At 70.1% G+C, this 24,178-nt stretch carries 21 protein-coding genes; 12 read left to right on the top strand and 9 right to left on the bottom strand.

Annotated elements, in window-relative coordinates; genetic code table 11:
* The first annotated feature begins 119 nt into the window (after positions 1-119).
* The 4 genes from gltB (at position 120) to ACZ7OI_RS35560 (ending at position 8,117) form a co-directional block, all read left to right on the top strand.
* Entirely contained in the window at positions 120-4,652 is a 4,533-nt protein-coding gene (gene gltB / locus ACZ7OI_RS35545) for a glutamate synthase large subunit (RefSeq protein ID WP_470268464.1), read from the top strand.
* Positions 4,645-6,096, top strand: a complete 1,452-nt coding sequence (locus tag ACZ7OI_RS35550; protein ID WP_470268465.1) for a glutamate synthase subunit beta — start codon at positions 4,645-4,647, stop codon at positions 6,094-6,096. The genes gltB and ACZ7OI_RS35550 overlap by 8 nt, the downstream gene beginning before the upstream one ends.
* A 288-nt stretch (positions 6,097-6,384) precedes the next feature.
* Positions 6,385-6,819: a hypothetical protein gene (locus ACZ7OI_RS35555; RefSeq protein WP_470268466.1), complete on the top strand. Its 435-nt coding sequence runs from the start codon at positions 6,385-6,387 to the stop codon at positions 6,817-6,819.
* Positions 6,820-6,878: 59 nt separating this feature from the next.
* A complete protein-coding gene (locus ACZ7OI_RS35560) occupies positions 6,879-8,117 on the top strand; it encodes a hypothetical protein (protein ID WP_470268467.1) in 1,239 nt (412 codons plus the stop codon).
* Here the strand turns inward: ACZ7OI_RS35560 and ACZ7OI_RS35565 are convergent.
* A complete protein-coding gene (locus ACZ7OI_RS35565) occupies positions 8,101-8,565 on the bottom strand; it encodes a phage tail protein (protein WP_470268468.1) in 465 nt (154 codons plus the stop codon). The two genes, ACZ7OI_RS35560 and ACZ7OI_RS35565, sit on opposite strands and share 17 nt — an antisense overlap.
* Before the next feature lie 94 nt (positions 8,566-8,659).
* On the opposite strand from ACZ7OI_RS35565, the gene ACZ7OI_RS35570 reads away from it, so the two are divergent.
* The 4 genes from ACZ7OI_RS35570 to ACZ7OI_RS35585 all read left to right on the top strand — a co-directional run bounded on the left by ACZ7OI_RS35570 (position 8,660) and on the right by ACZ7OI_RS35585 (position 11,681).
* Positions 8,660-9,259: an alpha/beta fold hydrolase gene (locus tag ACZ7OI_RS35570; RefSeq protein WP_470268469.1), complete on the top strand. Its 600-nt coding sequence runs from the start codon at positions 8,660-8,662 to the stop codon at positions 9,257-9,259.
* Positions 9,260-9,323: 64 nt separating this feature from the next.
* Complete coding sequence (locus ACZ7OI_RS35575; protein WP_470268470.1) at positions 9,324-10,412, top strand: sensor histidine kinase; 1,089 nt, start codon at positions 9,324-9,326, stop codon at positions 10,410-10,412.
* A complete protein-coding gene (locus ACZ7OI_RS35580) occupies positions 10,406-11,047 on the top strand; it encodes a response regulator (RefSeq protein WP_470268471.1) in 642 nt (213 codons plus the stop codon). Before ACZ7OI_RS35575 ends, ACZ7OI_RS35580 begins: the two co-directional genes overlap by 7 nt.
* 73 nt (positions 11,048-11,120) lie before the next feature.
* Positions 11,121-11,681 carry a DUF4190 domain-containing protein gene (locus ACZ7OI_RS35585; RefSeq protein WP_470268472.1) on the top strand — a complete coding sequence of 187 codons (561 nt, stop codon included), beginning with the start codon at positions 11,121-11,123 and terminating at the stop codon, positions 11,679-11,681.
* Positions 11,682-11,685: 4 nt separating this feature from the next.
* Here the strand turns inward: ACZ7OI_RS35585 and ACZ7OI_RS35590 are convergent, their stop codons facing one another.
* Together ACZ7OI_RS35590 and ACZ7OI_RS35595 are read right to left on the bottom strand one after the other, a co-directional pair.
* A complete protein-coding gene (locus ACZ7OI_RS35590) occupies positions 11,686-13,164 on the bottom strand; it encodes a cobyric acid synthase (RefSeq protein WP_470268473.1) in 1,479 nt (492 codons plus the stop codon).
* A 142-nt stretch (positions 13,165-13,306) separates the two neighbouring features.
* Positions 13,307-14,245, bottom strand: coding sequence for a cobalamin biosynthesis protein (locus tag ACZ7OI_RS35595; protein WP_470268474.1), 939 nt, complete (start codon positions 14,243-14,245; stop codon positions 13,307-13,309).
* Between the two features lie 36 nt (positions 14,246-14,281).
* Here ACZ7OI_RS35595 and ACZ7OI_RS35600 point away from each other — a divergent pair, with 36 nt between their 5' ends.
* The 3 genes from ACZ7OI_RS35600 (at position 14,282) to ACZ7OI_RS35610 (ending at position 17,136) form a co-directional block, all read left to right on the top strand.
* Positions 14,282-14,887, top strand: coding sequence for a bifunctional adenosylcobinamide kinase/adenosylcobinamide-phosphate guanylyltransferase (locus ACZ7OI_RS35600; protein WP_470268475.1), 606 nt, complete (start codon positions 14,282-14,284; stop codon positions 14,885-14,887).
* 10 nt (positions 14,888-14,897) lie between these two features.
* A complete protein-coding gene (gene cobT, locus ACZ7OI_RS35605) occupies positions 14,898-15,911 on the top strand; it encodes a nicotinate-nucleotide--dimethylbenzimidazole phosphoribosyltransferase (RefSeq protein WP_470268476.1) in 1,014 nt (337 codons plus the stop codon).
* Positions 15,912-16,380: 469 nt separating this feature from the next.
* Positions 16,381-17,136, top strand: coding sequence for an adenosylcobinamide-GDP ribazoletransferase (locus tag ACZ7OI_RS35610; RefSeq protein ID WP_470268477.1), 756 nt, complete (start codon positions 16,381-16,383; stop codon positions 17,134-17,136).
* Positions 17,137-17,142: 6 nt separating this feature from the next.
* Here the strand turns inward: ACZ7OI_RS35610 and ACZ7OI_RS35615 are convergent, their stop codons facing one another.
* Positions 17,143-17,403, bottom strand: coding sequence for a hypothetical protein (locus tag ACZ7OI_RS35615; protein ID WP_470268478.1), 261 nt, complete (start codon positions 17,401-17,403; stop codon positions 17,143-17,145).
* 49 nt (positions 17,404-17,452) lie between these two features.
* Positions 17,453-17,866: a DUF7878 domain-containing protein gene (locus ACZ7OI_RS35620; RefSeq protein WP_470268479.1), complete on the bottom strand. Its 414-nt coding sequence runs from the start codon at positions 17,864-17,866 to the stop codon at positions 17,453-17,455.
* 170 nt (positions 17,867-18,036) lie between these two features.
* Between ACZ7OI_RS35620 and ACZ7OI_RS35625 the strand changes: the two genes are divergently transcribed.
* On the top strand, positions 18,037-19,236 hold the full coding sequence (locus tag ACZ7OI_RS35625; protein ID WP_470268480.1) for a hypothetical protein: 1,200 nt from the start codon (positions 18,037-18,039) through the stop codon (positions 19,234-19,236).
* On the opposite strand, the gene cobC is transcribed toward ACZ7OI_RS35625, so the two are convergent.
* From cobC to ACZ7OI_RS35645, 4 genes are read right to left on the bottom strand one after another with little or no spacing between them, the layout of a single operon-like run.
* The gene (gene cobC, locus ACZ7OI_RS35630) at positions 19,233-20,243 is read right to left on the bottom strand and encodes an Rv2231c family pyridoxal phosphate-dependent protein CobC (protein WP_470268481.1); all 1,011 of its coding nucleotides are present in this window, start codon (positions 20,241-20,243) and stop codon (positions 19,233-19,235) included. The genes ACZ7OI_RS35625 and cobC overlap by 4 nt on opposite strands.
* Entirely contained in the window at positions 20,236-21,588 is a 1,353-nt protein-coding gene (locus tag ACZ7OI_RS35635) for a cobyrinate a,c-diamide synthase (protein ID WP_470268482.1), read from the bottom strand. The genes cobC and ACZ7OI_RS35635 overlap by 8 nt, the downstream gene beginning before the upstream one ends.
* A complete protein-coding gene (gene cobO / locus ACZ7OI_RS35640) occupies positions 21,582-22,196 on the bottom strand; it encodes a cob(I)yrinic acid a,c-diamide adenosyltransferase (RefSeq protein WP_470268483.1) in 615 nt (204 codons plus the stop codon). Before cobO ends, ACZ7OI_RS35635 begins: the two co-directional genes overlap by 7 nt.
* Positions 22,196-24,175: a putative cobaltochelatase gene (locus ACZ7OI_RS35645; protein WP_470268484.1), complete on the bottom strand. Its 1,980-nt coding sequence runs from the start codon at positions 24,173-24,175 to the stop codon at positions 22,196-22,198. The genes cobO and ACZ7OI_RS35645 overlap by 1 nt, the downstream gene beginning before the upstream one ends.
* Positions 24,176-24,178 lie beyond the last annotated feature (3 nt).

Raw genomic sequence — 24,178 nt, forward strand, 5'->3', positions numbered from 1 at the left:
GGATGGTTTCCCTTCTCGACTGACCATCGCGGTTTCGGACCACTTCGTTAACCGGTTCAGTGATGAACCCCCCTTCGGAGTGAAAGAAACCGCGCCAACGCCTTGGGAGGCGGCCAGCCGTGACCCACCGTTCGAGCACCCCGGCCACTGACGGCCTTTACGACCCCGCTTACGAGCACGATGCCTGCGGGGTGGCGTTCGTCGCGGACCTGACCGGTCGCCGAGACCATCAGATCGTGGCGAAAGCCCTTGTCGCGCTGAAGAACCTGGAACATCGCGGGGCACGCGGGGCGGAACCGGACACCGGGGACGGCGCGGGCCTGCTCATCCAGGTTCCCGACGCGTTCTACCGCGAGGTCGCCGGGTTCGAGCTGCCCCCGGAAGGCAGCTACGCCGTCGGCACCGCGTTCCTTCCGCAGGACGAAAAGCGCCGAGGCCGCGCCATGACCACCATCGAGCGGATCGCCGCCGAGGAGGACATGCGCGTGGTGGGCTGGCGCGAGCTGCCGGTCGACACCGCGCACTGCGGTCCGACCGCGGCGCAGACCATGCCGCACTTCACCCAGCTGTTCCTGGCCGGGCGCAAGAACAATCTCGACGGCCTGGCGCTCGAGCGCGCCGCATTCTGCGTGCGAAAGCGCGCCGAGCACGAGCTGGTCGAGGACGACGTGTACTTCCCGTCGCTGTCCTCGCGCACGATCGTCTACAAGGGAATGCTGACCGAGCCGCAGGTCGAGAAGTTCTTCCTCGACCTCGCCGACGAGCGCGTGACGAGCGCGATCGGCCTGGTGCACTCCCGCTTCTCCACCAACACTTTCCCCTCGTGGCCGCTCGCGCACCCGTACCGCTACGTGGCGCACAACGGCGAGATCAACACGCTCAAGGGCAACCGCAACTGGATGGACGCCCGCGAGGCGCTGCTGGAGACCGACCTGATCCCGGGCGACCTCAAGCGGATCTACCCGGTCATCACGCGCGGAGCGAGCGACTCGGCGTCCTTCGACGAGGTGCTGGAGCTGCTGCACCTCGGCGGCCGGTCGCTGCCGCATTCGGTGCTGATGATGATCCCGGAGGCCTGGGAGAACCATCAGGAGATGGACCCCGCGCGCCGCGCCTTCTACGAATTCCACTCCACGCTCATGGAGCCGTGGGACGGGCCGGCGCTGGTGGCGTTCACCGACGGCGCGCAGATCGGCGCGGTGCTGGACCGCAACGGCCTGCGCCCCGGCCGCTACTGGGTGACCGACGACGGGCTCGTGGTGCTCGCCAGCGAGGTCGGCGTGCTGGAGCTGGACCAGGCGAAGATCGTCCGCAAGGGACGGCTGGAGCCGGGCCGGATGTTCCTCGTGGACACCGTCGCCGGGCGGATCGTCGAGGACGAGGAGGTCAAGGGCCAGCTCGCATCCGAGCACCCGTACGACGAATGGGTCGACGCCGGGCTGCTCCGCCTGGAGGAGCTGCCCGAGCGCGACCGCGAGGTCCCGCTGCACGCCGCGCTCGTGCGCCGTCAGCAGGCGTTCGGCTACACCGAGGAAGAGCTGGAAACCATCCTCGAGCCGATGGCCCGCACCGGCGCGGAGCCGATCGGGTCGATGGGCAACGATTCGCCGCTCGCGTCCCTTTCGTCGGGTTCGCGCCCGTTGTTCGACTACTTCATCCAGCTGTTCGCCCAGGTGACCAACCCGCCGCTGGACGCGATCCGCGAGGAGCTGGTGACCGCGCTCGGCACGCAGATCGGCGCGGAGCCGAACCTGCTGGCCGCGGACTCGACGTCGTGCCGCCGGATCGTGCTGCCGTTCCCGGTGCTGGACAACGACCAGCTCGCGAAACTGGTGCACGTCAACGACGACGGCGACCTGCCGGAGTTCCAGGCGGTCACCGTCATGGGCCGGTACAAGGTCAACGGCGGCGGCGACGCGCTGCTGCAGCGGCTCGACGAGATCCGCGCCGAGGTGTCCGAGGCGATCGAGGACGGCGCGCGGCTGATCGTGCTGTCCGACCGCGGGGTCGACGCCGACCACGCGCCGATTCCGTCCCTGCTGCTCACCGGCGCGGTGCACCACCACCTGGTGCGGGAGAAGACGCGCACGCAGGTCGGCCTCATCGTCGAGGCGGGCGACGCGCGCGAGGTGCACCACATCGCGCTGCTGGTCGGCTACGGCGTGGCCGCGGTGAACCCGTATCTGGCGATGGCGACCGTCGAGGAGATGGCGCACCGGGGCCTCATCCCGGGCGTGACTCCCAAGCAGGCCACCGCGAACCTGATCAAGGCGCTCGGCAAGGGTGTCCGCAAGACGATGTCGAAGATGGGCGTCTCGACGGTGGCCTCCTACACCGGCGCGCAGATCTTCGAGGCGGTCGGCCTCGGCGCCGAAGTGATCGACACCTGTTTCACCGGAACCACTTCGCGCCTCGGCGGCGTCGGTTTCGACACCCTCGCCGACGAGGTTTCGCAGCGGCACGTGCGCGCTTTCCCGGTCGACGGCGTCCGGGCGAGCCACCGCGAGCTGGAAACCGGCGCGGACTACCAGTGGCGGCGCGAAGGCGAGCCGCACCTGTTCAACCCGCAGACGGTGTTCAAGCTGCAGCACTCCACGCGCGCCGGGAAGTACGACGTCTTCAAGGAGTACACGAAGGCGGTCAACGACCAGGCCGAGAAGCTGCTGACGCTGCGCGGGCTGTTCGACTTCAAGTACGGCGACCGGAAGCCGGTGCCGATCGAAGAGGTCGAGCCAGTTTCGGAGATCGTGAAGCGGTTCGCCACCGGGGCCATCTCGTACGGCTCGATCTCGATGGAAATGCACCAGACGCTGGCGATCGCGATGAACCGCCTCGGCGGCAAGTCGAACACCGGCGAGGGCGGCGAGGACCCGGAGCGGCTGTACGACCCGGAGCGGCGCAGCGCGGTCAAGCAGGTCGCCAGCGGCCGGTTCGGCGTCACCAGCGAGTACCTGGTGAACTCCGACGACATCCAGATCAAGATGGCGCAGGGCGCGAAGCCCGGCGAGGGCGGGCAGCTGCCCGGCGGCAAGGTGTACCCGTGGATCGCGAAGACGCGGCACTCCACGCCGGGCGTCGGGCTGATTTCCCCGCCGCCGCACCACGACATCTACTCCATCGAGGACCTGGCGCAGCTGATCCACGACCTCAAGAACGCCAACCCGGACGCGCGCATCCACGTGAAGCTCGTGTCCGAGGTCGGCGTCGGCACGGTCGCCGCCGGTGTGTCCAAGGCGCACGCGGACGTCGTGCTGATCTCCGGCCACGACGGCGGAACCGGCGCCTCGCCGCTGTCCTCGATCAAGCACGCGGGCGGACCGTGGGAGCTGGGCCTGGCCGAAACGCAGCAGACGCTGCTGGCCAACCGGCTGCGCGACCGGATCGTGGTGCAGACCGACGGCCAGCTCAAGACCGGCCGCGACGTCATGATCGCGATGCTGCTGGGCGCCGAGGAGTTCGGTTTCGCGACCGCGCCGCTGGTGGTGTCGGGCTGCATCATGATGCGCGTGTGTCACCTCGACACCTGTCCGGTCGGCGTCGCGACGCAGAACCCGAAGCTGCGCGAGAAGTTCAGCGGCAAGGCGGAGTACGTGGTGAACTTCTTCGAGTTCATCGCCCAGGAGGTCCGGGAATACCTGGCGGAGCTGGGATTCCGGTCGGTCGAGGAGGCCGTGGGCCACGCTGAGCTGCTCGACAAGCGCAAGGCGGTCGACCACTGGAAGGCCGCCGGGCTCGACCTGTCGCCGATCTTCCACGTGCCCGAGCTGCCGCCGCGCGCGGTGCGGCACCAGACCGTCAAACAGGACCACGGGCTGGACAAGGCGCTCGACAACACGCTGATCCAGCTCGCCGAGGGCGCGCTGGCGGCGGGCGACAAGGTGCGGCTGGAACTGCCGGTGCGCAACGTGAACCGGACCGTCGGCACCATGCTCGGCTCGGAGCTGACGAAGAAGTGGGGCGGCGAAGGGCTTCCCGACGACACCATCGACGTCACCTTCACCGGCACCGCGGGCCAGTCGTTCGGCGCGTTCATTCCGAAGGGCATCACGCTGCGGCTCTACGGCGACGGCAACGACTACGTCGGCAAGGGCCTGTCCGGCGGACGGATCATCGTGCGGCCGCCGAAGGAATCGCCGATCGTCGCGGAAGACCACATCATCGCGGGCAACGTGATCGCGTACGGGGCCACGAGCGGCGAGATCTTCATCCGCGGCCAGGTCGGCGAACGGTTCTGCGTGCGCAACTCCGGCGCGCTGGCGGTCGTCGAAGGCGTGGGCGACCACGGCGGCGAGTACATGACCGGCGGCCGGATGGTCGTGCTGGGCCGCGTCGGCCGCAACTTCGCGGCAGGCATGTCCGGCGGCGTCGCGTACGTGCTGGACCTGCCGGCGCACCGGGTCAACCCGGAGATGGTCGACATCGACCCGCTGGACACCGCGGACGTCGACTTCCTCCGCGAAACCATCGAAAAGCATTACAACGAAACCGAATCCGCCGTCGCGCGGGCCTTGCTGGCGGACTGGGACAGTGCGGTCGACCGGTTCGGCAAGGTCATGCCGAAGGACTACAAGCGCGTCCTCGCCGCTCAGGTGGCCGCGGAACGCGATGGCCGGGACGTGAACGAGGCGATCATGGAGGCCGCACATGGCTGACCCCAAGGGCTTTCTGACCACCACGCGCGAGGAACCGAAGCGGCGTCCGGTGGACCTGCGGCTGATGGACTGGCGAGAGGTCTACGAGGACTTCGCGTCGACCAAGCTGGAAAAGCAGGCCGGGCGCTGTATGGACTGCGGGATCCCGTTCTGTCACCAGGGTTGTCCGCTCGGGAACCTGATCCCGGAGTGGAACACGCTGGTGTGGCGGGAGGACTGGCAGCAGGCGGCGGAACGGCTGCACGCCACGAACAACTTCCCGGAGTTCACCGGCACGCTGTGCCCGGCCCCGTGCGAAACCGCGTGCGTGCTCGGCATCAACGACGATCCGGTGTCGATCAAGCGGGTCGAGATCTCGATCATCGACCGGGCCTTCGAGGAAGGCTGGGTCACGCCGCAGGTTCCGGTCGCGAAAACCGGCAAGAAGGTCGCGGTGGTCGGGTCCGGTCCGTCCGGGCTGGCCGCGGCGCAGCAGCTGACCCGCGCGGGCCACACCGTCGTGGTCTACGAGCGGGCGGACAAGATCGGCGGGCTGCTGCGGTACGGCATTCCCGAGTTCAAGATGGAGAAGTTCCGCCTCGACCGCCGCCTCGACCAGATGCGCGCCGAGGGCACGGAATTCCGGACGTCGGCGAACGTCGGCGTGGACGTCACCGTCGAGCAGCTCCAGTCCGAGCACGACGCGGTGGTCCTCGCGGGCGGCGCGACGGCGTGGCGCGACCTGCCGATCGAAGGCCGTTCGGCCGAGGGCATCTACCAGGCGATGGAGTTCCTGCCGCCGGCCAACCGGGTCGCGTCGGGCGAGCTGGCGGAGTCGCCGTATTCGGCCAAGGGCCTCGACGTCGTGGTCATCGGCGGCGGCGACACCGGCGCGGACTGCGTCGGCACGTCGCACCGGCAGGGCGCGAAGTCGGTGACGCAGCTGGAGATCATGCCGAAGCCGCCGGAGTCGCGTTCGGACGCCCACCCGTGGCCGACGTACCCGATGATCTACCGGGTCACCTCCGCGCACGAGGAGGGCGGCGAGCGGCTGTACTCGGTCAACACCCAGGAGTTCCTGTCCGATGAGGACGGTCGGGTGCGCGCGCTGAAGCTGGTGGAGGTGCGCAACGAGGGCGGCAAGTTCGTGCCGGTCGAGGGCACCGAGAACGAGCTGCCCGCGCAGCTGGTGCTGCTGGCGATGGGCTTCCTCGGCCCGCAGCGCGAGGGCCTGCTGACCGAGCTGGGCGTGGAGCTGGACCAGCGCGGCAACGTCGTGCGGGACAAGGACTTCAAGACCACTGTGGACAATGTGTTCGTGGCGGGCGACATGGGCCGCGGGCAGTCGTTGATCGTGTGGGCGATCGCGGAAGGCCGCTCGTGCGCGGCCGGCGTGGACGCCTTCCTGACCGGCCGGGGCGTGCTCCCGGCCCCGATCGCGCCGACGGACCGGCCGATCTCCTGAGGACTCGGAGCAGGCGCGTCAACGTCGCCGCGCCTGCTCCGTTCAGTCTCGGGGCCAAGCGCGTCACTGCCGCCGCGCTTCGCTCCGTTCAGTTTCGGGACGGGCGCGTCACTGCCGCCGCGCTGGTCCCGGCTGCCGGGCGGGTGTGACAACGGCGTCGCACCCGCCCTTCTTATTGCGCCGTTCGGCCTGCTCGCTGTCCCCTTTTGTGGCGCGTTGGGCGAATGAAGACACTCGGTGAGAAGTTTTCGTTGCGGCGCAACAGGTTCTCCTGGCTATTCTCTGCTGGTGCTCTACGACTACTTCGTCGCGACGGACGACACCATGGCCGCGCTTGCGTTCGAGGATCCGGATGGTGCCCGTTGCGCGGGCTACGCCGAACTCGTTGTGAAGGGCGCCGATCCGATCACGGATCTGCTGCCCGTCGAGGCGTCCCTCACCCGCAGGACCACCGCGGAGGTCGAGGCCGAGCCCGACCGCGGCCGGGAGATCGCGCTCCTCGACGAAGGCGAGGCCGTGGTGCTGTCGCTGGCCGATTCCTTTCGGGACGCACTCGCCACCGCCGACGACGCCGCTCGCCAAGGCGCTGCCGCCGCCTTCGCCGAGCAGCACGAGGAAGACGTCGAGGCTGAGCACATCGTCACGTTCCTCAAGGAACTCGCCGCCCTGGCCGCAGGCGCCAGCGCGGACGGCCACCACCTCTACTGCACCATCTCGCTGTAACCACCTTTTCGCCCGATCCGGTGACCCGGCGGCCGATCCCGTGCTAAAACAGTGCGGCGATGGGAAAACTGACCCGCCGGGCCCGGGCCACGGCCGACTATCTCTTCTTCGTCGGCGCCGGGGAATGGCCGGTCGCCGTCTCCGGGCTCGGGGTCGTGCTCGGAGCGGTCACGATCCTGCCGAGCGCGTTCGGCGTCGCGGTGTCGATCGTCGCGCTCCTGCTCGGCCTGCTGACGCTGGTGCGAGACATCCGCTTGCTGCGGAAACGGTGGGCCGGTTACGAATTCACCGCGATCGCCGCGCCGTTCCCGATCGCGGACACGCCCCCGCCGCGCGCCTATCCCGACGCGCAGTACCTGGCGATTCCCTCCCGTGGCACGGCATTGGTCAGCGACGCCATCGACGCGGCGCTCGCCGAAACCACCTTCAGCATCACCGTCTCCGAGGATCCGTACCGGCTGCCCGCGAAGCTGAAGGCCACCGCACCGCACGTGCTGCCGTTGCGGGCGCGCGGGCGGTTGCTGTTCAACGGCCCGATCGTCGGCATGCGCGGCGAACCACTGCCGGTCACCGGAGCCAGGCCGGCACCGATCGTCCTGCATCGTGCGCGGTTCTTCGACGCGGTCTGCACCAATGAACTGGCCTCGCTGCGCATCACGAACTCCGCGGACGGCCGCGAGTACGACCTGCGCAACGAGGAACTGACCGACTCGTCCGGCGCCCTGCGCACTCTCGCCGCGAGCACGCTCGCCGACCTCGTCGGCGTGTCCACCATCGCGTTCACGTCGGACGGCCTGCTCGTCGTCGTCCGCCAGTCGGCCCGGAACTCGGCCAGCGGGCTGCTGCTCGCGCCGTCCGGAAGCGGCAGCCTCGAACCGAGGGATCTCCTTACCGCGCAAGGAGGAACCCGTCGGACCCTGCACACCGCGGTGTGCGCGGGAATGGAACGCGAACTGTGCGAGGAAGCCGCCGTCCGGCCCGGCGAAATCTCCTCGACGCGGCTGACCGGGTTCGCCCGCTGGCTCGAACGCGGCGCGAAACCGGAATTCTTCGGCGTCACGCAGCTGTCCGTCGACAGCACCGAACTCACCAGCCGCCGAGCGAAGGGCGCGGAACGGCTTTACAGCGCCGGAGTCACCGTGCTGGAAATCGACCTGGCCGCGTTAGGCCAAGAGCTGATCGACGGCGTACCGCTGATCGAAGCGAGCGCACTGCCGCCGCGACTGCGCGAGGACAGCTCGCTCCCGCTGCTGTTGTGCCTCCGCAGCGCCGCGCTGCGGATCAGTGCTCGTTCTTGATGACGAAGTAGGACCCGCGGATCGTCCCGGCCAGCTTCGACTTCTGGCGCGCGAACTTGAACTTGTCGGCGAGTTCCTCGGGCACGTCCATCCCGTCGGAAAGCTTGAAGCCGACGGCGCGCTTGCCGCCTTCCTCGAGGGTGTACATGACGTTGATCGACAGGCCGCTCTCGTAGAAGACGTAAGACATCCGGATGCCGTCGACCTCGAATTCGGTCGCCTCGAGCGGCCGCGAGGAAATGACGAGATCGCGTTCTTCCTTGAGAATCCGGTGCACCCGGTCGATGATCTCCGGGACCTCGGCCGCGGGCTCGACGGTGAAGACGTGGTCGTACTTGTTCTTGAAGTAGCGGGCCTCGTTGGCCCGCAGCCCGGCGAGCGCGTCCGCGACCGGAGAAGACTCCAGGCCGACTGTCGACACGGTGGTGAAATCGACGGCGTAGGACATGATCCGCACTCCCCGGGCTGGGTTAGGTCGCGACGTCCCGGAGAATACCCCGGCACGACAGCGCGGCAACCGCAACGCCTCCCGGGAGCACCCGATGAAGAGCACGCTTTTCCTGGTCCACGGCGGGTTATGGGACGACATGGACGCCAGCCGGTTCTGGACGCGGCCGGGCATCGCCGGCGGTCTCCGCCGGGCCGGGCGCCCGGTGCTGGCCCCCGACCGCCTTCGCCGGGCGCCGGATTGGCAGGCCGAAGCCGTGCACCTCGCGACCTTCCTGCCCGACCGGCCGGTCGCCGTCGTCGCCGGTTCGAACGGGTGCTCCGCGGCGGTCCGTCTCGCGCTGGCCTTTCCCCAGCGGATCGAGCGGCTGCTGCTGGCCTGGCCCGCCACCCCGGTGGACTCCGGCGCCGAGCTGGCCGCCCTCGGCGCCGAGCCGGAGACCGTCGACGCCTTGCTGGGCGGACAGACCCTGCGCGGGGTCGCCGACGACGAACTGGCCACGCTCGCGATGCCGGTCGGCGTGCTCCCCTCCGTCCCGGAAAACGCGTTCCACCAGCGCCGCACCGTCGATTCCCTCCGGCGGCTCCTGCCCGGCCGCGCGGACCTGCCCGGCTGCCCGGAACCGCCCCGGCCCGGCTTCGAGTCCCATCTGGACGGCTTGCTCGCCTCGATCGCCGAATTCGCCGACCGCTGAACCGGCGGTTCTTCCCCCACAGCCGCCAAGCGGGGGAATTTCGGGCAAGCCCTACGGTGGCTTGGTGCGCAACCACCTGATCGACCTGGCCGTGGCGCTCGCCGTGCTCGGCCTGACGCTGGCCGGCGACCTGCCGGACGCGGACCATCCGTGGTTCTGGCCGATCGCGGTCGCGGTGACGTTCGTGGCGGTGCTGCTGCGGCGGCGGTTCCCCTTGAGCGCGCTGCTGGTGTCGGTCGGGGTCGCGCTCGTCACCCCACCCATGTGGGGCACCACGGTCACCCTCTACACAGTCGCTTCGCTGCGCGGGCTGCGCTGGCCGACCGCGGTCGCCGTGCTGGCGGAAGTCGGGCTGACCGCGTCGTTCTCCCGGCCCCCGCCGGACTGGAAGTCGTTCGGGCTCGCGGTCGTGCTGATGGCCGGGGTCCCGGCGCTGGCCGGGCTGTGGATGCACCAGCGCGCGGCGTTGCTCGCCGCCTTGCGCGACCGCGCGGAGCAGGCCGAACGCGAGCGTGACCTGCTCGGCGAGCGCGCCGTGACGGCCGAGCGGCGGCGGATCGCCCGCGAAATGCACGATGTCGTCGCGCACCGGGTCAGCATTGTCGCGCTGCAAGCGGGCGCGCTTTCCGTGCGGGCCAAGGACGAAGAGACCGCGCAGCTCGCCGAGGTGATCCGCGAATCGAGTTCCGCCGCGCTCAACGAATTGCGCGACATCCTGCAGGTGCTCCGCGACGACGGTCCGGAACCGCGTTCGCTGCCGGACCAGACGCTGAGCGGGGTCCGCCAGCTCGCCGGCGACCTCGCCGCCGCCGGTGCGCAGGTCCGCGCCAGCCTGCCGGATCCGATGCCGGACGTGCCCGATCCGATCGGGCGCGCGGCGTACCGGATCGTGCAGGAAGCGCTGACGAACGCCGCGAAACACGCGCCTGGAACGACAATCGACGTGCGACTGTCCGCTTCCGACGACGACCTGGTGGTCGAAGTGGCCAACCCGCTCGCCGATTCGGCCGGGCTGCCCGGCGCGGGCTACGGGGTGATCGGCATGCGCGAGCGCGCCACGCTGACCGGCGGGACGCTCCGCGCCGGTCCGGACGGCGCGGGCAGCTACCGGGTGCGGGCCGCGTTCCCGCTGCGAGCGGAGGAACCGTGCTGAAAGTCCTGCTGATCGACGACGAGGTGCTCGTGCGCAGCGGCATCCGGATGATCCTGGAGTCCGATCCGGGGATCGAGGTGGTCGCGGAAGCCGGCGACGGGCGCGGAGTGCTGGCGCTGGTCCGCGAGCACCGGCCGGACCTCGTGCTCACCGACGTCCAGATGCCCGAGGTCGACGGCCTGGAGGTGACCCGCCTGGTGACCGCCGAACCGGACGCGCCCGCGGTGGTCGTGCTGACGACGTTCGACCTGGACGAGTACGTGCACGAGGCGCTTCGCCACGGTGCCACGGGTTTTCTCCTCAAGGACACGCCGCCGCGCGAGCTGGTCAAGGCGATGCACGTGGTGGGCAGCGGCGAGGCGATGCTGTCGCCGTCGATCACCCGGCGGCTGCTGACGCACTTCGCCACCGCCGCCACCCCGACGCCCGCCCTCGCCCGGCTCGAACCGCTGACGCCGCGCGAGCGCGAGGTCGCGGTGGCCGTCGCGCAGGGGTCGAGCAACGCCGAGATCGCCCGCGGGCTCGGGCTCAGCGAGGCGACCGTGAAGGTCCACTTGGGACGGATCATGGCCAAGACCGAGGCGGCGAACCGCACCCAGGTCGCGATTCTGGTGCACGACGCCGGGCTCGCCTGAATCGTTACCCCGCAACGGGTTGCCAGGTTCTATGCTCGACGCCGGGTCGGGGGGCCGTTTCCGAGGGGACCCCATGCTGCCGCCGAAACCGACCGGGCCGAGCTACGAGGACGCGCCACCGCCGCCGACGCAACCGCGCGGCACCAATGGCTTCGCGATCGCGTCGCTGGTCCTCGCCGTTCCGGCGTTCAGCCTGCCGCTGAGCATCGCGTTCGGGATCATCGCGCTCCGCCAGATCCGCGTGTTCGGCAGCCCGGGCCGCGGGCTCGCGATTGCCGGGCTGTCGATCAGCGGCGCATGGCTGGCGGCGCTCCTGATCGGACTCGCGGTGGCGAGTCCTTCAGCGGACCCGCTTTTCCACGCCAGCCCCGGCGACTGCTTCCGCTCGGGCGCCAAGGCCAGCCCCGTCTCCTGCGAGGACGCGCACGACATCGAGGTGTTCCGCCTGGCGCCCGGCGGCAATTCACTCCTCGACGCCTGCGCGGCCGAAGCCAAGGAGTACTTCGCCAGCAGCGTCCCGCCGGACTACGTTCATCTGGGCGCGCGGCAGCCGTCCACCTCAGACTCACCGGACCAACACGCGGTGTGCACGCTCGAGACCGACTTCCCCACCACCGGCCGGGTCGTGCACTGACCGGTCAGGGCGCTCCCGGCGGCACGAACGGCAGTCCTCCCGGAGCGCCCGCTTCCGCCAGCGCCATCAGCATTCCGGTGTCCACTTCGGACTGGATCGCGTCGGCCAGCCGGTCCAGCATGTCCTCGCGCAGGTCCGCGAACCCCGGCGCGCCCTCGGCGGCCCGCCATTCGACACCCGCCTGCGACGCCGCTTCGGCAAGCCACGCGCGACGGAACCCGTCGTTCTCCAGCGCGCCGTGCCACGTCGTGCCCCACACCGAACCGACGCAGTAACCGTCCAAAAACGACTCCGCGTCCGCCGGGCCGGCACTCCCGTGGTGGATCTCGTACGCGTCCACCTGATGTCCGCGCCATTCGCCGGTCGGACGGCCGAGCACCTTCTCCCCCGCGAACGTCACGCGCGTCGGCAACAGCCCCAGCCCTTCGACGAGACCGGCGCCCGATTCGACATTGTCCTCAATGGACTCCGCGAGCATCTGGTACCCGCCGCAAATCCCCAGCACCGGACGCCCCGCCTTGGCCCGCGCGGTCACCGCGTCCGCCAAACCTCGCGCACGCAACCACTTCAGATCGTCCACAGTGGCCCGAGAGCCCGGCAACACGACCAGATCCGCCGCGGCCACCGTGTCCGGATCAGCGGTCAAACTCACCGTCACGCCCGGCTCGGCGGCGAGCGCGTCCACGTCGGTAGCGTTGGACGCCCTCGGGAACCGGACCACCGCCACCCGCAACCCGCGTTGCGCGGCCTCATGCCGCCATCCGGCCGCGGCGAGGGCGTCCTCGGAGTCGATCCACACGCGGTCCAGCCACGGCAGCACGCCCAGCACCGGCCGTCCGGTGACCTTCTCCAGGCTGTTCAGACCAGGCTGCAGCAACCCGACGTCGCCGCGGAATTTGTTGACCAGCCACCCCGCCACCAAGGCTTGGTCCTCGGCCGACAGCAACGCGAGCGTCCCGTACATCGCGGCCAGCACCCCGCCGCGGTCGATGTCGCCGACCACCAGGACCGGCAGGGAAAACCGCCGCGCGAGGCCCATGTTGACGTAGTCGCCGGAACGCAGGTTGATCTCCGCCGGACTGCCCGCGCCCTCGCAGACGACGAGGTCGAACCGTTGCCGCAACCGGTCAAACGCGTCGAAGGCGATCTCCGCGAGCCCGGCCCGTCCGGTCGCGTACTCCCCGGCTTCGAGGGTGCCGTACGGCTTGCCGAGCGCGATGACGTGACTGCGCCGGTCGCTGCCGGGCTTGAGCAGCACGGGATTCATCGCCGCTTCCGGCTCCACCCGCGCGGCCCGCGCCTGCAGCCACTGCGCGCGACCGATTTCCGCGCCGTCCGCGCAGACCATGGAGTTGTTCGACATGTTCTGCGCCTTGAACGGCGCGACCCGCACCCCGCGCCGCGCGAACCATCGGCAGAGTCCGGCGGTGACCAGGCTTTTCCCGGCGTCGGAGGTGGTCCCGGCGATCAGCAGCCCGCTCATCTCGCCACCGTAATGCTTGAGGCGGCCGGTCCGGGGAGCCGCCCCGCGCTCCGCAAGCCGCCGCGATCGCCAACCCAGCCACCCGCACTGCCCGGCGCCGATCGTCCAGGCTCAGCCCGCGACCGCCGCCCCGCGAACCCGCTCACCGAGCCACCGCGATCCCCGCCGCGACCGCCAACGCCGCCGCCCCCACCAGCCGCGACAAGCGCACCGCCCGGCGCAAATCGCTCGCCCTGGGCGGCCGTCCGTCACCCAGCGTGCTCCGGCGCTCGACCTCGCCGTGATACGTATTCGTGCCGCCGAGCCGGATGTCCAGCGCCCCGGCGAACGCCGCCTCGACCTGCCCGGCGTTCGGGCTCGGATGCGCGCTCCCATCCCGTCGCCACGCACGCCAAGCCGACCGCGCGTGCCCGCCGGCCAACGGCGCGGTCACCGCCGTCAGCACCGCGCCGACGCGCGCCGGCACCAGGTTGGCCCAGTCGTCGACGCGCGCGGCGAACCAGCCGAAGTTGCGGTGCCGCGGCGAGCGGTAGCCGACCATCGCGTCGAGCGTGTTCACCGCGCGGTACCCGAGCAGTCCCGGCACGCCCGCGACCGCACCCCACAGCAGCGGCGCGACGACCGCGTCGGACGTGTTCTCGGCGATCGATTCGGTGGCCGCGCGGGTCAGCTCGGCCGCGTCGAGGCCGGTCGCGTCGCGCGCGCAGAGGTGGCTGAGCCGCTGCCGGGCGGCGGGCAATTCACCCGATTCGAGTAATCGCGCCATTTCGTGCCCCTCCGCGGCGAGCCCGCGGCCGCCGAGGACGGCCCACGTCGCCGCGGCAGTCAGGACAAATCGGGCGCCCGGCCGGTCCCGCGCGGCTTTCTCGGCAAGAAATCCCAGCCCGGCGGCCGACCCGGCGCAGACCGCCGCGTAGACCGCCCCGCGCGGCTTGGAATCGGCCCACCACCAGCGTTCCAGCTGGCCAGCGGCGGTGCCGAACGCCGCGACCGGATGGCCCCGGCGCGGGTCGCCGAACCACGCGTCGGCGGCGTATCCGGCAACGATCCCGGCCGCGGTGACGGATTGTCGGAGTGGCACGTGGCGAACCGTAGCGCTAGGGAGAGAATGCCGGGTATGACCAAGCTGACGCACCGGCTCGCCGGGTCTCTCGAAACCCTGGCGCAGGCCCTCCGCCGGTACGGACGCGACGACGGCAAGGTGCTCGTTCTCGGCGGGGTTCGCTCGGGCAAGTCGAGGCACGCGGAGCGGCTCGTCGCGCACCACCCTCACCTCGTGTACGTCGCTCCCGGGCTGCCCCCGTCGGCCGAGGACCCGGAATGGGCCGCCCGCGTCGAGGCGCACCGGGCCCGCCGCCCGCGCCACTGGACGACGATCGAGACCACCGATCTGGCGACTGTGCTGCGCAACGCGACCAGCCCGCTGTTGATCGACTGCCTCGGCACCTGGCTGTCGCGGGTGCTCGACGAGGTCGGCGCGTGGACGGGCAAATCGGGCTGGGAGCGCAGACTGGACGACCGGCTCGAGGATTTCCTCGCCGCGTGGAGCCAGGCGCGGGTGCCGATCGTCGCGGTGAGCAACGAGGTCGGCAGCGGTGTGGTGCCCGCAACGGTGTCCGGGCGGCTGTTCCGTGATGTGCTGGGCGCACTCAACAACCGGGTGTCCGCCGACAGCGACCGGGTGTCGCTCATCGTCGCCGGGCGGGCGCTCGACCTTCCGTGAGGAGCTAGCCGTGCCGCGTTTCGCCATTCCCGTCCCGGACGCCGCCGCCCGCGCCACCGCACTGGAGCGACTGGACGGCCTGGTCAAACCGGTCGGCTCGCTCGGAAGGCTGGAGGAACTCGCGGCCTGGCTGAGCGCCGCGCACGGCGTGGTCCCGCCGCGCCCGCTGGACGACGTCCGCGTGGTCGTCTTCGCCGGCGACCACGGGGTGTCGGCGCAGTCGGCGTACCCGCGCGAGGTGACGGCGGCGATGGTGCGCGTGTTCCTGGCCGGGCGCAGCGGGGTGACGGTGCTCGCGGCGCAGGTCGGGGCAAAGGTGCGGGTAGCCGACATCGCCGTGGACTGGGACGCGCCTGACGTTCCTGCGGAGGTCACCGCCCACAAGATCCGCCGCGGGTCGGGCGCCATCGACGTCGAGGATGCTTTGGCTCCTGGTGAGGCTCTTGCCGCTTTTGAGGCGGGTCGGGCCATCGCTGCTTCGGAGTCCACTGCGGACGTTCTCATTCCTGGCGACATGGGCATCGGCAACACGACTGTCTGTGCTGCGGTGGTGGCTTCGGCTTTGGGCCTGCCCGCTGCCGAAGTGGTCGGAACCGGGACTGGGGTCTCCGGGGAAGCTTTGGAGCGCAAGACATCTGTCGTCGCCGCTGCTCTTTCGCGCCGCGCGGTGACCGATCCGTTCGATCGCCTGACGGCCCTGGGCAGCGCCTGCCTGGCCGCGACGGCCGGGTTCCTCGTGGAAGCTGCGGTCCGGGGAATCCCGGTGGTGCTGGACGGAATCTTCTCCGCGACGGCGGCGTTGGTGGCCCGGGATATCGCGCCTGGTGCGGAGCAGTGGTGGCTGGCGGGGCATCGGTCGACCGAGCCCGCGCAAGCGTTTGCTTTGAAGGCGCTGGGGTTGACGCCGATCCTGGATCTGGGCTTGCGGCTCGGGGAGGGCAGCGGGGCGGTGCAGGCGGTGCCGACGCTCCGGGCGGCGCGCGCGGTGATCGCGGAGATGGGTCTGTTGGCGGATCTCGGGTGACGGGGTTGCTCGGGGGGCGGGGGTTGGCCGGGGCGACGGGTTTGGCCGGGGTGCGGGCCGGGGTTCGGTGCGGAGGTTGGCTCGGGGTTCAGCGCGGGTGGTGGGCCGCAGTTCGACACGAAGGTCGGCTCGGGGTTCAGCGCTGGCGTTGGACGGCAGTTCGACACGAAGGTCGGCTCGGGGTTCGGCGCGGGCGTTGGGCCACAGTTCGACACGAAGGTCGGCTCGGGGTTCAGCCCAGGCACTGGGCCGAGATTCGGCGCGGGGGCTGGTTCGGGGCTCGGTGGGCGGATCGGCTCGAAGTTCGCTTCGCCGGGGACCGCCCTAATGTGGCTTTGGGCGCATCTCACGCACCCCAAGCAGCGTTCGGCGCGCCCCATCCACCCAACGCGGCATTCCGTGCACCCCACTCACTCAACGCCACATTCCGTGCATCCCACCCGCACAACGCGGCATCGGGGCGCACGCCGTGATCCCGCTGAGCGACGGAATCCGCCTGGCCGTCGGCACCCTGACCACGGTCCCGGTCCCCGCCCCGCGCACGATTGATCGGCGCGTGGCCGGGGTCGCGATGGCGCTCGGCCCGCTGGCCGCCCTCCCGCTCGCGGTGGTGGCAGGGCTCATCGTGGCCGGCGGAGTCGCGCTCGGGCTCCCCGCGCTGGCCGTCGCCGCACTGGCGCTCGGGGCGGTCGCCCTCGGTAGCCGCGGACTGCATCTCGACGGCCTAGCCGACACCGCCGACGGACTCGGTGCCTCCTACGACCGCGCGAAAGCCCTCGACGTCATGCGCCGCGGCGACTCCGGGCCTACCGGGGTCGCGACGCTGCTCTTCGTCCTGCTCGTCCAAATCGGCGCGCTGACCGGCGCGATCGCGCACGGGCACGGGATCGCTGCCGCGGTCTTGTCGGTCCTGTGTGGACGGTGTGTGCTCTCGCTGTGCTGCGCGCGAGGGGTCCCCTCGGCCCGTCCGGAGGGGTTGGGCGCGACGGTCGCCGGATCGGTGCCGATCCTCGTGGCCGCGGTGGTGTTCGTGCTCGCGGCGGGGTGTGCCGCGTTGACGCCGGGGTTGCCGTGGTGGCGAGGGGTTCTCGCGGTAGCGCTCGGTTACGCGGCTGCGGCGGTGTTGCTGGCCCGGTGCGTGCAGCGCATCGGCGGAGTGACCGGCGACGTCCTCGGCGGGTGCGTCGAGGTGGCGGTGGCCGCGGCGTTGCTGGCGACCGCCTGACCCGGCTCAACCCTCAAAGGAAATCGTCGCCGCGTCCGGCAGAGAGGTCGGGAGTTCGTCGAGGCAGCAAGCGTATTCCAAACCGGACAGTACGCCCTGGGTGACCCACACGAGGATCTCGCCGGACCCCTCCACCAAGGCCCGCCGGGGAAACACCCCGTTCAGATCGCCGTACGGGATCGCGTCGGGAACCCCGAGATCGACGCTCACCGAACCCGGCGACCAGTGCGCGACCACCTCCGCCCGGTCCACTTGCGCGAGCAGCACCGGATGTCCGATCAGGACTCGACGCAGTACCGCGCGTTCAGCGGCCGCGTCATGCGAAGTACTCCTCGATCCACGAACCCTCCGTGCGCACAGATTCCGCACGCACCTTCCGCGCGAAGTCGTCGATCGCCGCGTCGATCTCGGCGACTGGACGCACGGCGCCGGCCACCGCTTGCGCCGCGTCGTCGATCGCCTGCCAGCCGCCGGGAGCGCGGCAGATCCGCAGCGACCATCGTCCTTCCAGCGAAAGGGACAGGAACTCGAAGTCAGGCCGGGCCGGCTCCGAGCACGCCTTCCATCTCCGCAGGGCCACGGCAAGTTCCGCCACCGGAAACGACTTCCAGGCGCAGAGGACGATTCCGTCGTCCACGACTTCCAGGTCCGCTTCCACGTTGACGAAGACGTCGCCCTCGCTCCGGTAATGCAGATCCGAAGTGTCAGAGCAGGAGTACGCGAACTTCACCAGCACTTCTCCCCTCTGCCCCCCAATACCATCGCACCGGCAATGCCCGCGCAGCAACCGATTTGCCGGGTACGTCCGGCCAGTCGGGCAGACCGAACCGTCCCAGGCTGCGGCGGGAGTCAGACCCGTGTTACCAAGGGATGCCTGCGACGATCAACCGAGGGGAACTCGTGGCACCCAGCTCGCCCGTATCCGCGCACCTCACCCGGCGTCGGCTGTTTCACCTCGCCGCCGGTCTTTCGGTTCTCGGCACGGCTGCCTGCAGTTCGGCCCCGGACAGCCCGGCCCCGGACGCAGCGGCACCCAAACCGGACGGAGCGCTCGGGGCGAATTTCAACGCCGACCCGGACACCATGGGCTGGGACGAGCTTCAGCGGTCCGGCGCGAAGTGGGTGCGCGGGTTCACCGCGATGCCCGATCTGGACAAGCACGACGCCACCGAGAACCCGACGATCAAGACTCTCCTGCAAGCGGTCGAGCGCAAGCACGGGACCGTCCTCTCCCTCAAGTTTCCGTATTTTCCCGAGTCCCACAAGCAGATTCCCCGCCCCGGAACGCCGGAGATGCAGGCGGATCTCGCGCGGCTCGACAAGGTGCTGCCCGCGGTCATGGGCAAGGTCGACATCCTCGTGATCGGCAATGAGCCGTTCATCGAATGCCCGCGGTCCGACTGGAACAACGGTGCTCTCAACGAGTTTTACGAGACCGTTGCTGCCCACGTAATCAAGCAGCGCAAGGGAAAGACCGTCCTCTACATGGGTGCGCTCAACAATCTTGACGATCCGAAGTGGACTGGCGCGGGTACTGAACGCTGGATGAAGTACGTCCGCGAGACGCCGGAGATCGAAGGCACCGACATCCATCCGCACGTCGGTGCGCCGGATCATGTTCAGGCGTTTCTGGATTACGTCCTGCCCAGGCTCGGTGGCAAGAAGTTTCTCGTCACCGAGTTCTCGCTCGTCCAGCTGTGGAAGAAGCATCTCGGCGACAAGGTGTCAGCCGAGTATGGGGGCAAGTACCGCGTGCCGGAGGAAACCAAGGTCTGGCAGGTCATCCGCAATGCGCTGCATCAGCCGTTTCCCAAGGCGCGCTGGGATGATTTCCTTCGCACCAGTCCGTGGTTCGAGAACAACAAGAACTTCCTGACCGACCAGATGGCGAAGTTCCGCGCGACGGGCAAGCTCGCTGTCGCCACGTACGGGATCGACCAGGGCATTTCCGCGCTCAAGGGCGCGGACTTCGGTCCGGACACCCCGCCGTGGTTGCTGAACAGCGTGTTCGCCCGCGCGACTGTCCAGAAGAATCCCGACGGGACGATCGCGCCGAATTACGCCTGGCTTGAGGAATTCACGAAGCTCCAGAACAGCTAGCCCAGCGCGGCAAGGAAAGCGTCTGTCGTAGCGCGGTCGCGGACTGCGATGCGCAGGTGATCCGGGCCCAGGCCGGGGAAAGTGTCGCCGCGGCGGACGGCGTAGCCTGCTTCGCGCAGCCGCAATCGGACGTCTGCGCCGCCGGGGACTCGGATCAGCACGAACGGGCCGCGCGGGATGCCGAGTACGGGAATTCCCCGTGCTGCCAAGCCGGATTCCAGGTAGTCGCGGTCGGCTTCCGCGGCGGCGGCCAGTTTTTCGGCTTCTTCCAGGGCGGCCGGACGACAGCAAGCAACCGTCGCGACAGCGGCCAAAGTGGACACTGACCAGGGTGGCTGCACCGAGCGCAGCCGCGCGATCAGTGCTGGTTCACCGAGGACGTATCCGGCTCGCAAACCCGCCAAACCCCACGTCTTGGTAAGGCTTCGCAATACCACGACGCCCGGGATCCGTTCTCCGGCCAGGCTTTCGACTTCTCCGGGGACGGCGTCGAGGAAGGCTTCGTCCACTACGAGCGTACGGCCGGGGCGAGCCAGGGTCCGCACGGAATCGGCTGGGTGCAGGACTGAGGTCGGGTTGGTCGGGTTGCCGAGGAAGACCAGATCGGCGGAAGCGGGGACCAATGCTGGATCTAGCCGGTAACCGTCTGCTTCGGACAGGATGATCCGGTCGACCGCGTGTCCAGCAGCGCGCAGAGCGGCTTCCGGTTCGGTGAATTGCGGGTGGATCACCACCGGGTGCTTAGCCGGAACTGCCGAAGCCAGCAGCGTGAACGCTTCCGCGGCACCGGCGGTCACCAGAACGTCGTCGAAATCCCGGCTGTGTCGGGCGGCGACGGCTTCCGCGGCGCGAGTGGGGTCTGGGTAGGCAGCCAGATCGTCCAGGGCGGCCGCGAGTTCCGCGCGAAGCCAGGCAGGCGGAATCGGGAGCCGGACGTTCACGGCTAGGTCGACAAGGCCCTCGCCGACTTCGCGGTCGCCGTGGTGGTGGAGGTCGTAATCAGCCATGAACTGCTGCCAGGGAATGCGCGCGCACCCGGGACGCGAAACGGTCCGCCAGTTCGGGATGCCCGGCCCAATGGACGTGCAAGTAAGACGCGTGCAGCGAATCCGAAGCGAATCCGTCCGGTCCGCGATCCCAGCCCCACGCAGCGGTTTCACCGTGCGCGGGCGTGATTTCGGTGCGGTGGAATTCATGGCCGGTGACGCGCTGCCCGGCTGCTGCCAGAACATTGTCCGCTACCGCTACGGCCCGGCGGTAGCCGAGCTTCCCGCGCGCGGTCATGGTCGCGTCCGCGGCGACGGCGCCGACCATCGGCAAACCGTCCAGAGAACGGCACAGGTACAGCAAGCCCGCGCATTCCGCGCTGACCGGCATGCCCGCATCGATGGCCTCACCGACGGCCGCAAGGAGTTCCACATTGGACGAAAGTTCGGCGGCATGCACTTCCGGGAAGCCTCCGCCGAAGTACAAACCAGCACAGCCAGGCGGTAAGGCCTTGTCCTGCAACGGGTTGATGTCCACGACATCGATCCCGCGAGCGGCCAGCAGTTCGAGGTTCTCGGCGTAGCGGAAGGTGAACGCCGGGCCGCCCGCAGCGGCGAGCGTCGCACGTGGACCCTCGAAAGCGGGGCCCGGATTCCACAAAGGACCAGTCAGCGCGGGAGCGCTCCGGGCCACCCGCACAATAGCCTCGAGATCGACCCCGGCAGCGACCCAGTCCGCCAGCTCCGGCAGCAGCCGTTGCGACTCAGCAGCTCGTTCGGCAGCCGGAACCAGCCCGAGGTGACGGCTCGGCGCGTGCACGTTTTCGTTGCGCCGCAACGCACCCAGCAAGGGAACGCCGGTCGCTTCCAGCGCGGTGACGATCTCGTCCTCGTGCCGTTGCGAGCCCAGTTTGTTCAGGATCACCCCGGCGAGCCGGACGCGAGTGTCGTACTGCGCAAACCCCAGCACGGTCGCCGCGACGCTGCGCGAGGCCGCCGAAGCATCGACCACCAGCACGACCGGCGCGTCGAGCAGTCGCGCGACATGGGCGGTCGACGCGTAGCCCTCGGTGCCCAAAGCGCCGTCGAAGAGACCCATCACGCCTTCGATGACAGCGATGTCCGCGCCGGCGGAACCGTGTCGCAGCAACGGAACCAGAGCCTCCTCGCCCTGCAGGAACGGGTCGAGGTTCCGCGCGGGACGGCCGGTGGCCAGCGAGTGGTAGCTGGGGTCGATGAAGTCGGGGCCGACTTTGTGCCCGGACACCGCGTGCCCGGCGGAGCGCAACGCGGCCATGAGCCCGGCCGCGATGGTGGTTTTGCCGTGCCCGGAACCGGGCGCGGCGATGACGACCCGTGCTACCACTCGATCCCCCGCTGGCCCTTCTGCCCGGCGTCCATCGGGTGCTTCACCTTCGTCATTTCGGTGACCAGATCGGCGGCCTCGATCAGTTCCGGCGGCGCGTACCGGCCGGTGATCACGACGTGCTGATGCCCGGGCCGGGACGCCAATGTGGACACGACGTCGTCCACCTCCAGCCAGCCCCATTTGAGCAGGTAGCTGAATTCGTCAAGGACATAGAAATCGTGCGTCTCGGCGGCGAGCCTGCGCTTGATTTCCGCCCAGCCTTCTTGCGCGTTGGCGGCGTGGTCCTCTTCGGACCCCTGCTTGCGCGACCAGCTCCAGCCCTCGCCCATTTTGTGCCACTCGACCGGACCGCCCTGCCCGGTGTCGTCGTGCAGCTTCCCGAGCGCCTTGAACGCGGCTTCCTCGCCGACGCGCCATTTCGCCGACTTCACGAACTGGAACACGCCGATCGACCAGCCCTGGTTCCACGCGCGCAACGCCATTCCGAACGCCGCGGTGGATTTCCCTTTCATCTCGCCGGTGTGCACGGCGAGCAGCGGACGGTTCCGGCGCTGGCGCGTGGTGAGCCCGTCCTTCGGCACGACAGCCGGTTTTCCCTGCGGCATCAGGCAGCCCTTCCCGTCCGTTCGCGCACTGCCGAGGCCAGCGATTCAGCGGCCACAGCGGACAGCGGCACGTGCTCGGCATCCAAGTGCCCGGCCAATTCCGCGGCCAGGCCAAGACGCATCCGGCCGGTCTCGCAGTCCATCACGATCGTCGTCACGCCGGTGAGCAAACCCGCCGCGGCCTTGGCGCGGGCCACCGCGTCGGCGCCGCTCGTGGCGCGGCCGTCGGTGACGAGCACCAGCAACGGCCGACGCCGCGGGTCGCGGATCGCCTCGACCCGCAGCACCCGCGCGGCCTCCAGCAATCCCTCGGCGAGCGGCGTGCGTCCGCCGGTGGGCAAACCGTCCAGCCGGGCGGCAGCGGCTTCGACGCTGATAGTCGGCGGGAGCGCCAGTTCGGCGTCCGCGCCGCGGAACGTGACCAGGCCGACCTTGTCCCGCCGTTGGTAAGCGTCCAGCAGCAGGGAAAGCACCGCGGTCTTCACTTCCCGCATCCGGGCCCGTGCGCCCATCGAGCCCGACGCGTCCACACAGAACAGCACCAGATTGCCTTCGCGGCCTTCGCGCAACGCGAACCGAAGGTCCGGCGACCGAACCTCCAGCCCCGGCCCGGATCGGCCCCGCGCCTGCTGATGCGGTGCGGCGGCACGGATCGTCGCGACCAGGTGCGGACGCCCGTCCCGCACACTGGGCGGCTGCACGCCGATCGTCCGGCCGGTGTCGGTGATCGCGCGCGACCGACGGCCTCGTTCGCCCTCGCCGGTGCCCTTCACCCGGAACACCCGCGCGCGAAACGTATCCCCGGCGCCGACCGTCTTCTGCGGCGAGGACCCATTGCCCGACGGGGCCGGGGTTTCGCCGCTGTCAGCGGGCGGAGCGCCATCAGAAGGGCCGCCGTCCGGAACCGGGCCGCCGTCGTCCGGACCGGGGCCGCCCTCGCCAGGACCGTCGTCGTCCGGCCCCTCTGGCGGTTGCGCGTCCTCCAGCGCCTGTTCCAGCTGCTCCTCGGAAATCCCCGGCGCGTCAAACGGATTCCGCCGCCGCCGATGCGGCAACGCGAGCCGCGCCGCGACCCGGATGTCCTCCGTGGTGACCTCGTCACGCCCGGCCCAAGCCGCGTGCGCGACCGCCGTCCGCGCCGTCACGATGTCCGCGCGCATGCCGTCGACCTCGAACGACGCGCACACCTCGGCGATCTGCCGCAGCGCCTCGTCCGGCAGTTTCACCGAGGGCAAAAGCCGTTGCGCCGCCTCGATCTCCGCCGCCAGCGCCGCGTCCGCCGAGGCGTACTCGTCCGCGAAACCGTCCGGATCCGCTTCGTAGGCGAGCCGTCGCCGGACCACCTCGACGCGCTGCTCCGGATCCCGGCTCGACGCGACCTCCACGGTCAGCCCGAACCGGTCGAGCAACTGCGGCCGCAGTTCGCCTTCCTCCGGGTTCATCGTCCCGATCAGCACGAACCGCGCCGCGTGCGAAACGGAAACGCCCTCGCGCTCGACCGTCGCCCGGCCCATCGCCGCCGCGTCGAGCAGCGTGTCCACCAGGTGGTCGTGCAGCAGGTTGACCTCGTCGACGTACAGCAGCCCGCGATGCGCGGCGGCCAGCAGGCCGGGCTGGTAGTCGGTGACGCCCTCGGCCAGCGCCTTCTCCAGGTTCAGCGAGCCGACGACCCGGTCCTCGGCCGCGCCGACCGGCAATTCCACCAGCCGCGCCGGCCGCCGGTGCGCGGGAACGCCCGCCGCGTGCGGGCCGTCCGGGCACCCCGGGTCGGGGCTGACCGGGTCGCAGGAGAACCGGCAGCTGTCCACCACGTCGACGCCCGGCAGCAGCCCGGCGAGCGCGCGCACCATGGTCGACTTCGCGGTGCCCTTCTCGCCCCGCACCAGGACCCCGCCGACCGCGGGCGAGATCGAGGACAGGACGAGCGCCAGACGCAGGTCCGGCATCCCGACGACAGCGGTGAACGGATAGGGCTTCAAGAG

The sequence above is a fragment of the Amycolatopsis sp. NPDC114503 genome, from assembly GCF_055633655.1.